General features: G+C 43.2%; 10 protein-coding genes. 3 read left to right on the top strand and 7 right to left on the bottom strand.

Going from position 1 to position 13,066, the window contains the following annotated elements; genetic code table 11:
• Positions 1-9: 9 nt before the first annotated feature.
• Complete coding sequence (locus FKN16_RS00710; protein ID WP_065645935.1) at positions 10-1,242, bottom strand: OFA family MFS transporter; 1,233 nt, start codon at positions 1,240-1,242, stop codon at positions 10-12.
• A gap of 577 nt (positions 1,243-1,819) precedes the next feature.
• Here FKN16_RS00710 and FKN16_RS00705 point away from each other — a divergent pair.
• Positions 1,820-2,176 (top strand): hypothetical protein, encoded by a 357-nt coding sequence (locus FKN16_RS00705; protein WP_005398137.1) that lies wholly within the window; start codon positions 1,820-1,822, stop codon positions 2,174-2,176.
• Between the two features lie 68 nt (positions 2,177-2,244).
• Here FKN16_RS00705 and FKN16_RS00700 read toward each other — a convergent pair whose 3' ends face one another.
• From FKN16_RS00700 to FKN16_RS00685, 4 genes are all read right to left on the bottom strand, one after another.
• Positions 2,245-4,134 (bottom strand): M48 family metallopeptidase, encoded by a 1,890-nt coding sequence (locus tag FKN16_RS00700; protein ID WP_170901751.1) that lies wholly within the window; start codon positions 4,132-4,134, stop codon positions 2,245-2,247.
• The gene (locus tag FKN16_RS00695) at positions 4,134-4,724 is read right to left on the bottom strand and encodes a LemA family protein (protein ID WP_006742324.1); all 591 of its coding nucleotides are present in this window, start codon (positions 4,722-4,724) and stop codon (positions 4,134-4,136) included. Before FKN16_RS00695 ends, FKN16_RS00700 begins: the two co-directional genes overlap by 1 nt.
• A 226-nt stretch (positions 4,725-4,950) precedes the next feature.
• Positions 4,951-6,318: an anaerobic C4-dicarboxylate transporter DcuC gene (gene dcuC / locus FKN16_RS00690; RefSeq protein WP_005398199.1), complete on the bottom strand. Its 1,368-nt coding sequence runs from the start codon at positions 6,316-6,318 to the stop codon at positions 4,951-4,953.
• Between the two features lie 355 nt (positions 6,319-6,673).
• On the bottom strand, positions 6,674-7,798 hold the full coding sequence (locus FKN16_RS00685) for a fatty acid desaturase (RefSeq protein WP_170901750.1): 1,125 nt from the start codon (positions 7,796-7,798) through the stop codon (positions 6,674-6,676).
• A 272-nt stretch (positions 7,799-8,070) separates the two neighbouring features.
• On the opposite strand from FKN16_RS00685, the gene FKN16_RS00680 reads away from it, so the two are divergent.
• On the top strand, positions 8,071-8,619 hold the full coding sequence (locus FKN16_RS00680; RefSeq protein ID WP_005398196.1) for a GNAT family N-acetyltransferase: 549 nt from the start codon (positions 8,071-8,073) through the stop codon (positions 8,617-8,619).
• Positions 8,620-8,706: 87 nt separating this feature from the next.
• Here the strand turns inward: FKN16_RS00680 and FKN16_RS00675 are convergent, their stop codons facing one another.
• Positions 8,707-9,324, bottom strand: a complete 618-nt coding sequence (locus tag FKN16_RS00675) for an HAD family phosphatase (protein WP_114323677.1) — start codon at positions 9,322-9,324, stop codon at positions 8,707-8,709.
• 367 nt (positions 9,325-9,691) lie between these two features.
• Between FKN16_RS00675 and FKN16_RS00670 the strand changes: the two genes are divergently transcribed.
• Positions 9,692-11,737 (top strand): hybrid sensor histidine kinase/response regulator, encoded by a 2,046-nt coding sequence (locus tag FKN16_RS00670; RefSeq protein WP_104972490.1) that lies wholly within the window; start codon positions 9,692-9,694, stop codon positions 11,735-11,737.
• Positions 11,738-11,840: 103 nt separating this feature from the next.
• Here FKN16_RS00670 and cqsA read toward each other — a convergent pair whose 3' ends face one another.
• Positions 11,841-13,022 carry an alpha-hydroxyketone-type quorum-sensing autoinducer synthase gene (gene cqsA / locus FKN16_RS00665; protein ID WP_170901749.1) on the bottom strand — a complete coding sequence of 394 codons (1,182 nt, stop codon included), beginning with the start codon at positions 13,020-13,022 and terminating at the stop codon, positions 11,841-11,843.
• Positions 13,023-13,066 lie beyond the last annotated feature (44 nt).

The following is a 13,066-nucleotide window of genomic DNA, read 5'->3' as shown; positions in this document are numbered from 1 at the left end:
AATTCGCAATTATGCGTTTTTTAGCTGCGCTACTTTCGCTTCAGACAGTGGCTTAGTGATGAACGCAAGTACGATACATACTGCCATCATTGCTGAAGAAATAGTGTAAGCCAAGGTGTAGCCTTCGCCGTTCGTCATAGAGAAGCCAACAACTGCTGCGCCGATTGCACCACCGATACCCCATGCCGTGTAAAGCACACCGTAGTTAGTACCGTAGTTTTTCAAACCGTAGAACTCGGCCGTTAGCGTAGGGAATACCGCTAGAAGTGTACCGTAACCGACCGCTGCGATCGCAGTACCAATGATCAGAGTGAACTCAGAGTTGAACGTTGCGAACAGCACCATGTTTACGCCTTGTAGGACGAACGCAAGTAGAAGCGTACGAACACCGCCGATTTTATCTGCAAGCATACCCGCAGCAACACGACCGCCAGAGTTGAATACAGCAAGAATGGACGCTAGGTAAACCGCGTTTGGTAAGTTTGCTTGAACGCTTGCGATGGTCGTGATGTTACCGATGATCATTAGACCAACAGAAGCTGCGAATGCGTACATGATCCATAGAGAGTAGAACTGTGGCGTCTTCAGCATTGCTTTCCAAGTTAGATCATCTGACTTTTTAACCGCTTTAGGTGCTTGACCTTCTTTTACTTTCGGCTCTGCAGGCGTGTAGTCTGCTGGTGGGTTATTGATGGTTGCTGCAAGAGGAACTGCAATTGCCAGGATACCAACACCAAGAACCATAAAGCTCGTTTGAATGCCCATGCTGTCGATCAATGATGATGTTACTGGTGCTAGGTAGATAGCCGCTAGACCGAAACCAGCCGCAATAATGCCGTTAACCATGCCTTTCTTCGAAGCGTGGAACCATTTCATTGCAGAAGGTGATAGGCATGCGTAGCCAAAACCGATACCTGCACCTGTGATCACACCGAAGGTAATGTTCAGCATGAGTGGAGTGTCAACAAAGCCAGACGCGATCATGCCTAGACCTGTAAGAACAGTACCTAGGATAAGGATCATACGTGGACCCATGCGGTCTTGAAGAATACCTGCAACAAGAAGACAGATAGAGAAAGTGATGGTTGCAGTTGCATAAGGTGCAGAAGCTTCTGCAGCACTCCAGCCTGATTCAGTTACCAGTGCCTTGTTGAATACACTCCAAGCATACAGGATGCCAAGACAAAGGTTGATACAGAACCCTGCTAACAGGATGCGCATAGCTTTATCAATCTTGCTCATTTTCATTCTCAGTTTTTCCTCTTGTTGGCAATGCCGCAAAGAGGGTTGGTTTAAAGATGTTTTTTCTCAAAATTAGTTTGCGTTTTTCAACGATTAACGCAATGAGCGCGGATTATAACCAATAAATATGTGATTGGAATCTCTTTTTACCGTTACTGATAAAATAATTTGAAACATTAAAAGCGGATGTGAATTCATGGTTTTGTATGTGGTTGGAGTGTTATCAAAAAGTGATGATTTTTGTTGTAAGGAACGAGGAACTAGTCAAAACAGAGAATTCAGTGCGCAGTTGGGTGCACAGCTCACATTTCATATAAAAAATTTCAAAATGTTACCGTGTTAACTCTCTGTAACAAAAATGACTGAAATATCGTCTTATCGCCGTAAGTATTGGATGTAAAGGGTTTCTTAAATTTAAATTGTTAACCTTTTGTAATAACTAGAGCTGATTAGGTTTTTTGTGCATTAAGTGAACAAAAAAGTCACTTGTAATTGCAGATTATAGGAGCAGAATATAGCGAAAAATGAGATTTCATTTATGAAGGGATGCTTTTTTAGACTTGTTGTGAGGTGACTTATGAAACTGTTCCTATTACTCATGGCTTCGGTATCTGCTGGTGTCGCATCTGCAGACCACATCCATTCATTTATGTTGGGTCTATCTATTGCTTCTCTAGCGGTAGGGAGCTGTTATTTCTTTGCATTCCGTAGCTCGCGCTTTCCACAGCTTGCTTTATTCTTACTAATTTGCGGCATGCTTTCTAAGTTGACGATAACGGTTGTTGGTGTGATGTGGGGAATGTCGGCTGAATTAATTACGTCTCCAATCGTATTCGCACTTTCGTATTTATTCTTCTCTCTCGCCGTGACCTACTTATGGTTTAGTTATCGAGAGAGTATTACTAAGATCCCTGATCGATTTAAGTCAGCGTAAATCGTCAAATAAGAACACATAATGAAAAAACGCCAGCACTTTTGCTGGCGTTTTTGTTTAAAGCTAAGTCAGTTAGCTTGTTGTGTTTGGCTCGGTAGGGTTTGTCCAGTATTGACTGATACTGTTAGTGGCGGCTCTGGAACTTCTAAGAAGCAGGCGATTACTCTATAGAGTTCTCCTTCCGCAACGGTAACCTTTCCATCCGATTCAATCGCTAATCGACACGCTTTTACGAACAAGCGACGACTTTTCGGTTTGAGCTGCAGTAGGAGCTCTAAAGCGGCGCGATTTAGGCCCCAGTTCTTATTTGCGGGTTGTAACTCTGCATCATTAAAGCCCAAACAGGTTAGGGCGCTGCTAAATGCACGTTGAGCGTCTTCCGGTTGAGAGTGACTAACCCAAGCCAATTCGCGCAGTAGCCAAAACACACTCTCTTTTAATTGCTTTAAAGATTGGATCTGTTTTGTACATCCATACGATTCGAGTAGTTGCTTCTCCAATAAGTTGATGACACACCATTCTGCGAGTGAGTAGTGGTCATCAGTTTGAGAGAGTTCACGTAGCACCTGGCACAGTCTGTTTTTCTGACCCTCACTTAGCGATTTCAAGGCAGGAATGGAGAGTTCGAGTAATGGAAAGCGTAGATGAAGAGGCAAATCATAATCCAGCCATGGTAATAATTGTGCTTGAGACACATTTGGGATATGACTTTTTATCATCTCTCGCTGGAGTTCACTGCCATCAAATATCAAGGCAAAAGCAATAAAGCGCGCACTGTATGGTTCACGAGCGATGTCGACAAGTTCGGAAGGAAGTTGGTTAAGTAGTTGTTGACCTACTTCGCTGAGTTCTGCGGTGGTTGGTTTCTCAGGTTGTGTCGACGTCCCTGATGAGAATCCACTAACGTTATCATTCTCAAAGCTTGTCGTTGGACGATGCGAACTTTGAGAAAAACTTCCATCCCAACCAGGTTCAATTCGGCGAATCCGTTCTTCTAGTGGAGGGTGAGTAGCAAATAGGCCAGAAAAGCCGGAGAGTTTGCTTTGACCAAACATCATATGGCTCATCTCATCGCTTGCTTTTGTATTCAATGAAGAACCCGCCATATGGCTACCAATTTTCTTGAGTGCACCAGCAATGCCTTGATCGTTTCGAGTAAATTGAACGGCACTGGCATCAGCGAGAAATTCACGTTGACGAGAGATTGCAGCTTTGATCATCGAGCCAAACAAGGTGCCAATCCAGCCCAGAACCAAACAGATAATCGCAATCAGCATGATAACCGCAAAGCCTTTATCGGAATCGGAAGAACTTCTTGATACGCGGCTCGTATGATGAGTGTTATCTAAGACCAAGTGTCCAAAATGTGCAATGCAAGTGATGCCAAACAGTACGCCGATAAGACGTGTATTTAAACGCATATCTCCGTTTAAGATATGGCTGAATTCATGAGCAATGACACCTTGTAGTTCATCTCGCGTGAAGCTATCCAGTGCGCCTTGTGTGACGCCGATGACGGCATCATCAATGCTCATGCCTGCTGCGAAAGCATTGATACCGCGCTCTTCCTGCATCACATAGACGGGAGGAACCGGAATACCAGATGCAATTGCCATCTCTTCCACAACGTTGAGCAGTTGTCTATGTTTTGCATCTAAGGTGTTTGAGGAAATCAGCTTGCCGCCTATGCTCTCAGCAACACCTCGGCCTCCATTGGAGGTGAGGGCGGATAAGCGAACCGTTGAACTTATCGCAACAACCAGCAATACACCGGCAAAGCACAACAAGACGTAGGTAAGTGCGGTTTCTTGATCAAAGTGTTCGCCTGTTACTCCGTAATAGATACCAATCGATAATACGCTTACCAAACCAGTGATGGTGACAACTGCTAAGGAAAACAGGAACACCAAAAGCCCAGTGCGTTGACGTGCGGTATCTTGATGGTCAAAGAAATCCATTAGAACTCAACCTTCGGGGCCGCTTGTATTTCAGCACTGTCAGAAAACTCTAACAGTTTGCCATCTTGGAATCCGAATGCGTTGGAAAACAACACTGGCGGGAACGTTTGTTTGTATGTGTTGTAGCTGGTTACCGCATCATTAAATGCTTGGCGAGCAAACGCAACTTTGTTCTCAGTGCTGGTTAATTCTTCTTGAAGCTGACTCATGGTTTCATTCGCTTTAAGCTCAGGGTAGGCTTCCACTACAACATTAAGTTTGCCCAACGCACTTTGCAGCATGCCTTCTGCTTGGTTTAGTTGGCTAATTGCCGCATCACTACCAGGCGCGTCACTGGCTGCTTTCAGGCCAGCAATTGCTTGATTACGAGCTTGGATGACACGTTCAAATGTTTCTTTTTCGTGTTCCATATAGCCTTTTGCAGTATTAACTAAGTTCGGAATCAAATCGTATCGACGTTTTAATTGAACCTCTATTTGAGCGAAGCTGTTTTTGAAACGGTTTTGTAGAGTAACGAGCTTGTTGTAGATACTGACGGCGTACACCACAACGAGCAGGACAATAACGATAAAGACAATAAATGCAGTCATAACAAATCCCATTTTCTTAATGTATTCAGTTCTTATATAAACTGTTGAGATATTAAGCAAATGCTTCTGAAGAAGCGATGTAATAACCGAGAAATATGTCACGAGTTGAGTAACAATTAAAATGCATTTACAAAGCAATACAGAATGAATAATGGCACTGGAGAGATGAAAGAAAAAGGCCCAGCTAGAAGCCGGGCCTTGTCGATAAGCGATATTGGCGATGCCGTTAGGCACTCATTGGAACAAGCACCATAGTACCAATTATAACTGTGATAAGACCGGCAAGAACCGGAACAGATGTTCGTTTTACAACCTCAAACGGGCTGATGTTCGCCATACCGGATGTCGCAACGATTACGCCAGACACTGGTGAGATAGTACGACCTAGGTTTGATGCTTGAAGCATCGGGATAATTAGGAACGCTGGGTTTAGTCCCATTTTCGCAGCCAAAGATGGTGCCAACTCCACAAATGCATAGAAAGGTGCGTTACCAGACCCCGTTGCAATAGCTGCTGCAACTGTCAATGCTGTAAGGATAAGCATTAAAGCAACACCGCCTGCACCTGCATTGTCTGCAAGGTGAAGTAGGTTATCGATAGCGCCGATAGACATTAGACCTTGCGCAAAAACCCCCGCTGCAACCAAAAGCATCACAACGCCTTTGAACGCGTCAGCCATGCCAGCGTAACAAGAATCTAAATCTTCCAGTGATTTCTTACCATCAAACTTATTTACAACGTAATGGATCAGAGCGCCAAGGAAAATCGAACCGACCACAATAGTGTAAATGTCTAGGCTAAGTCCTGGAATGGTACGACCGTTGAATAGGAACACGCCGATGATAGGTAGAAATGGCAGTGCCGCATAAAACGCTGGTGCATCGGCTTTGATCTCTGATACGTCAATTTTTTCCATTGGCGTATTTTCTTTCTTATCTAAGTATTTGTTCCAGAAGAAAGCCGCGGCAGCCATCACGATGATTGCGCAAATAGAAACAGGCAACACTGTTTGTACCGCAAATACATCAAGCGCCAAGCCAGATTTTTCGGCGGCGATCACCACATCACCAGAGGTTGGAGAAAGAATGATTGCCGCAGGAGAGGCACAAACTGCAACCGCTGCTGGACGAGAGATCCCCATCGCGACCATCATTGGGAATAATGTCGCCATTAATAGTACGCCAAGGCCGGTTGCAGAACTTACTGCAAGAGACATCAAACACGCCACAATGTAAGCCGCTACCAAAAGGACATAAGGAGACTTGATAACAGAAAGCGGTTTAGAGAACTGTTTCACTACAACGTTATTCGCGCCGATGTGAGTCATATAGGAAGCGAAGCCACATAGCAACATGATTTGCATACCAAGGCCGCCGCCGCGGTATTGTAGCATGTATTTCACGTATTCTAGCGCGTCTGTCACCATGTTACCGGTTGAGGTGATTTTTGAGGGCAGCACGTCATGCCCCAATACGCCAGTCATAAGAAGTAAAGCAATACCAGCCGTCAGTAACACGCCCGCTGCTTTATAGCCTTTGACGATAAAGTAACCCACAGCAATGGTGACAACTAAGCCAATTAAGAGCTCTAACATAGGGATCTCCGAATGTTATGAAAAAAAGAAAGAAACTGTTTCAGTTTATGACAAGGAATTTACAGAATTCTTAACTGTGGCACGAGACAAATATGGGGCTTGCATGATCTGAGACAAATAATAATTTAATAATTAATTTCGTTAGATTGTATTGTTGGAATTTGGTTTTCTAAGTGTTATGTGCTGGTTTGAAGCTGTTTGCAGGAAGGAAAATATGACCAGAAATTTGAATAAATAGTGAGGGAATTGATTCAAAATGAGAAAAAGAAACAACTCAGTGAGTTGGAAGAGGGTAATAATCCTTGCAACAAAAAAGCTTCGCCGAAGCGAAGCTAAATCGTAAGGATGGGTTAAGTTAAGCGTATCGGCGCACCATGAGGTTCCAACTGCGTTGTTGCCGCTCGAACTTCGCTTTGATTTGCTGATACTTTATCTTGGTCACAGAGCACTCGTATTTTTTTACTACACTGGCTGTTTTTGCACCGAGTACTTCCTTTCGCATCTCATAATATTCCTGCATGTGATGAACTAGCGCATCAAACTCGTGTTGTAACTGATCGAGAATCGTCTGCGTATTCGGTTTTGCTCCCAGTTTTTCTTTTGCTTTCTTCAAGAGTTGAGTTGCGCGAGCTTTTTCAATTCTAAATGTAGGCGTTGTGCGCAACTTAGATGTGAGTCCAAGCCAAGAACAAGACTTAATCAACCACTTGGTCGGGTCGTAATGCCACCAATACACACCATTACGATAGTCATTCTCGAAGATATGATGGAAATTGTGGTAGCCCTCACCAAATGTGAAAAAGGCTAACACGCCGTTGTCGCGAGCGGTGTTTTTGTCCGTGAAAGTCTGTTTTCCCCAAACATGCGCAAGTGAGTTAATGAAAAAGGTCGTGTGGTGGCTCATAAAGAGTCGAGCGGCACCAACTACTAATAACATACCCCAAATATCGCCGTAGATAATACCAAGAGCGACCGGAAAGCCAATATTGGTGAGTAGAGCAAGTGGAACATAGTACTTATGTTGCCACATGACGATTTTGTCACGCTTTAAATCGCGGCAGTTGGTGTATTCGTTTTCCTGCGATTTGTTGTAGTCGCGTAACATCCAACCAATATGAGAATACCAAAAGCCACGTTTCGCTGAGTAAGGATCTTTGTCGTTATTGTCGACATGCTTGTGGTGTACACGATGATCAGAAGACCAGTGTAATGCACTATTTTGCAAAGAAAATGCTCCTCCAATCGCAAAAATAGCACGTAAAATTGGATGAGCTTCGTATGTTTTGTGGCTCCAGAGTCGGTGATAGCCTGCTGTAATAGAAAGATTCGTAAAACTGAATGCCATCACTCCCCAAACTAGATGCTCCCAACCCAGTCCAAAATGATATGCATACCAAGGCATTACAATAAAAGTCAGAACAAAACTGGAAGAAAATATCAATGTATTCAACCAGATAATGGGTGGTTTGTTTTGAGTCACAGGTGTATTCCTAACTTTGAGCTAACAACTGTTCGCCAGAATATCAGCGTACACGTGTAAGTCAAATTAAAGTTAGACAAATGTGACTGTTCCTTTGGATGTACATTAAGGAACTTGATGGGATATTTTGCTTTTAATTGAATAATGAGTAGTATTAAAAAATGAGCTCTGGCTTAAGGTGTATAAAATCTGCCAAGAAACAAGTGTTATAAAGGTGGAATATGCCGAGACTCTATAAAGAAGCAAAAAATGTAAGAAAATAGGAATACGTAATGGATTTACGATTAGCGGAATATAAGGACTACGAGCGCATTGCGCATCTTCATGCGGATAGTTGGAAGCGTCATTACCGTGGCATTCTTAGTGATAACTATCTTGATAAAGAGGCGATTGACGACAAACTACTGATCTGGCAAACCCGTCTGACCAACCCACCATTCAACCAGCACATTGTCTTGGCGGAAGAGGGTGGTTTGTTGCTCGGCTTCGTTTGTGTGTTTGGCAACCATGACTTCGAGCGTGGAACCTTTATTGACGCACTGCATGTTGATGACAGCTACCGTGGTCGTGGTATTGGCAAGCAGCTATTACTTGCTGTCGCAGAATGGCAGCAACAGTACTTTAAAGACACTGGTCTTTATCTAGAAGTCGTATCGCAAAACATTTCTGCAATTGAATTCTACCGCCATATTGGAGGTCAAGAATGTCAAGAGCGAACTTGGCGTGCGCCAGGTGGTACAGAAGTATTGGAGAAGGTATTCCGTTGGAAGAATGCTCAGTCATTAGTCAGTGGGATAGAAGAAAACGTTATTTACTCCTAGTCTGACGTTTTAGCTTAACAATAAGAGCAGCATCAACGCTGCTCTTTTTTGTGCCTGTACCTAAAGTATTGTGTTTCAGTGGGCGACTCAAAAGCAAAGCCCCATGGCTTTTAGCTCTGACTCGCATTGCTGAGCATTTTCAAATTGAATGGCAGCCATGCCTACCGCTCGGGCCCCTTCGACGTTGTATGGCATATCATCAAGAAATACCGTTTCCTTAGCCTGAAGCTGATATGTTGAAAGTAGGGCTTGGTAGATCTCAGCTTGTGGCTTTAGTAACTGCACTTCAGAAGAGATGATTGCACCGTCAAACAGCGGCCAGAATTCATAGGTAGCACGAAGATGCTCGACAATTTCGTTGACGTTGTCTGTGAGCGCATAAACGCGATATCCTGCACTTTTTATTTTTTTTAGCAGTTCGACACTGCCGTAAAGTAATATTTGTGTATGTTTGACGTAGTAAAAAAAGCGGTCCATTTCTTCCGCTGTCACTTTGTGCTCACGTTGATAGCACAGTTTGGCTTCCTTTTCGGAAATGATTCCTTTGTTTAAGTCTTTCCAGATTTGTGATGAAAACAGCAACTGAGCCATTTTTTCCGCTTCTACTGAGTGACCAAATGTTAAGCGAACAATCTCTACCGGAGACCAGCGTACTAATACATTTCCCACATCAAAAATTACGTTTTTTATTTGTAAAGGTTCCATAACACACCCCAAGCCAATTGTTCATCACCGCGTTACATCCACTGTGAGCGCTGTCGTTAAATCTTTGGAAGTTCGAGCCAAAGGCGCTGTTTAAATGTCTCGAACGTATATGAGATTAACATCCCTTAGGATACAGCGCGATTATCGCAAAATTACACTAAACTATATGCAACTTCATTTATTTGGTTGTAAATCAAGTGTCGCTATCTTAAAAGATTGAAATTAAAGACAAGCGTCGCGAAATATTTGCGCCATTTCGCGCTGCTTATAAGCGTTAAGTAATATATAATTACTTAATAATAAAACGATAAGAATGAATGCAAATCACACTATTGGGACGTCAGGCGGAGTAGGCAAAATAGATAATATGGACTCGATACGTAAGGTTTATCAATATGCAGAACCCAACCTGACTCTCGTTGGTTGGATGGGGTTTCTTGGCTTTCCGCTGTACTACTTTGTTTGGGATTTTGTTTTCCCACAGGCTTATGAAAACTTGCCGCTCAGATTGTTTTGTTCACTATTGTTCTTTGGCATCATTTTTAGAAATCGCCTGTCGTCAACGTGGCGAAAATATATCCATATTTACTACCAAGTGACGATAACGATCTGCTTACCGTTTTTCTTTTTCTATATGTTACTGATGAATGACTGGTCCAATGTTTGGGTCATGTCCTTTATGTCCGCGATTTTCTTGCACATTCTATTGGTTCATGTCACAAGAGTTATGTTCGCTCAAACTTTTGCCGGAATAGGTTTAGCGACGTTCTTTGCTTGGGTGGCGAAAGGGTTTCATCTCGATTTAACAATGGACTGGACGCATGTGCCAATCTTTCTCTTTATTTATGTATTTGGCAATTTATTCTACTTTCGGAACCAAGTAGAGCACGAAGCGAAAGTGTCGTTGGCCAAGTCATTCGGGGCCGGAATTGCGCATGAAATGCGTAACCCTTTAAGTGGCCTTTGCACGTCAATCGATGTTATCCAATCAGTCTTACCCAATAAAAAAGAAGCCGAGAAAGACCAATATCTGATGAGCGGAGAGGATGTCACCCTGCTGCGCGAAGTTAGTGAGGATGCGATGAACATCATCCAGTCGGGCAACGAGACGATAGATTTACTTCTGACATCGATAGACGAAAACCGTGTCTCGCGATCCAGTTTTCAAAAGCATTCTGCTCACTCTGTGGTTGAAAAAGCGATTGAAAGCTTTAGTTATAAGCGTGCGACGGATCGCTTTGCTATATCCCTAGATGCGAGAAGTGAGTTTGATTTTCTTGGTAGCGATACCTTACTTAAATACGTTATGTATAACCTTTTCAAGAACGCCTTCCATCACCGCACATCTGAAGACTTCCACATACATGTGTCCATGACGAGTACGGAGCTCTCAAACCAAATCGTTGTAACCGATAATGGTGCCGGTATTGCTCCTGATGTCCTACGTAATATATTTCAGGACTTTTACACAACAGGTAAGTCAGGCAGCTATGGTTTGGGTTTGCCATTTTGTAAAAAAGTGATGCGTTCTTTTGGAGGTAACATTGAATGCCAGTCTCAGCTAGGTGAGTGGTCTCAGTTCACGTTAACTTTCCCGCCGATCACATCTGATATCGTGACTGAAATTAAAAACGATTTGACCAAACTCAAAACCATCCTAACGGTGACTAATCAAGATATTCTTGTGTCGAAAGTGACGGACATTAGCCGTTTTATGGGTTTTGAATCAACGATCTTAGATGTTAATCAAGTGCTCAAAAAGAAAGAGTATGAGTTCGAATTCGACCTGATTTTTATCGATCTTGAGAGCTTGGATGCAAGAGCAAACCAATTAGATAGATTAGAATCTCTTCTGTCTTTCACGGAAGCTCGTATCGTTTATCTTTTTGAGCATCACCCGACACAGAGAGCACGCAAAGCGGCATATGAGCCTATTTGGGTCGAGACTCAAGCCTGGTTATTGAATACTAAGCCAACCATTGACCGTCTCTTGTATGATTCAAGCTATGTGTCGACACCAACGGCCTCAGTGGCTTTGGATACGTCAAATAAACGGACAATTATGGTCGTGGATGATAACGAATCTTTGCGAAAATTTACCGCGATGTTACTCGAAAAGCAGGGCTTTGAAGTGATTCAGAAAGAAGACGGGCAGCAAGCACTGGATACATTAGAGCAAGAGAACGTTGACCTCATTCTTATGGATATCGAGATGCCCATCATGGATGGTGTAGAAGCTTCAAGGCGAATTCGAAGCTCGGATAAAAACTATGCGTCGGTACCTATTATTGCGCATACTGGGGATAGCTCACCTGTTACGCTGGACAAAATAGGCTCTTCTGGCATGTCTGACTTTATCGTAAAACCAGCGGATAAAAATCGCTTATTCGACAAAATCGCAAACTGGATTTAATCACTCGCAACTGTGTTATCTTGAGACGAGTTGCTCATAATGCGAATCCGAATAAAGAGCTCAGCAAAACTGCTGAGCTCTTTATTTTTACCTACACTCTAGCTTATACAAAATCTAGATCAGGATGAACAAACGCTTGTTGGCAGGCGGAAAGAACGTGATCGACTTCGGCGGCAGTCATGTCCGCATTGACAGAAAAACGAATGATGTTCTTGTTTCTTCCTGTTGCAGGGCGACAGAAAACTGCACCAAAGACATTCCTTTCTTCTAGAAAGTCGCGAACTCGCTCAGTGTTTCTTTCGTTGCCACATTCTAGCGCGATAATTTGCGACTCACTGCGAATAGTAAACCCAATACGTTTTAAACCAATGGCTAGAGACCTCGCTCTTTTAAACAAAATTTCCCGTTTGTCATCGGCTTTTTTTATGACGTCCAGTGTTTTTTCTAACCGAATGATCTCTTGCGGTAACACGGTAGAACTGAAAATGGCAGGATACGCGACAAATGGAAGCGTCTTCGCCAGCTTTTCTGCCCCTAAAATTGCGCCAGCACGATAAGCAAATGTCTTTGCAAGACTTACGGTTACAAAATCCACCATATGAGTCAAATCCAGCTCTTGCAGTAGCCCAGCGCCTTGCGGACCGTGCGTACCTAACGAGTGCGATTCATCCACAACTAAGCCGCAGTCAAACTCCTGTGCTATTTCGTAGATATCACGTAGAGGAGCAATGGTTCCGATAGTACTGTAAACCGAATCCACAACAATAATCCCCGAACCATGGCGTGAAATCTGTTTTCGCAAGTGGTTGGTGTTGTTATGCATGAACGGATGAATTTGTGCTCCTGCGATACGTGCACCTTCCCATAAAGACATATGCGCAAAGAAGTCGATATACACAGGTATGTTCGGTGCACAAATAGTTTGTAATAAACCGACATTCGCAGCCCATCCCGATTGAGAAAGCAGACAGCTAGGCATGCCGACAAAACTGGCTAGTTGAGTTTCAAATGCAGGTTTCGACTCATCATCTTGCAAGAAAATCGCGGACATCACGACGTTGTCATCGTGTTGAGAAATCGCATCACGATGCGCGTTTTGAATCTCCTTGTTATGAGACAGTGCAAGGTAATCATTGCTTTGCATAACAATAGCATTACATGGTGGACGTTTACCAAGAACAAGGTGTTTTTTGTTCTCGTTCGGTTCAATTAGATCTTGAATATGAAAATCTAGGCGTTCCTCAATAAAGGAAGGAAGTGGTTTGCTTTGTATAGTTTCACTCATAATAAATCTCTTCTTCATATGGAAAAACGCCAGCGCTGACACTT

Source organism: Vibrio sp. 11-4(1) (assembly GCF_013048625.1).
GTDB lineage: Bacteria > Pseudomonadota > Gammaproteobacteria > Enterobacterales > Vibrionaceae > Vibrio > Vibrio diabolicus.
The sequence above is the reverse complement of the archived record's forward strand: the minus strand, read 5'-3'. Positions and strand labels throughout refer to the sequence as shown.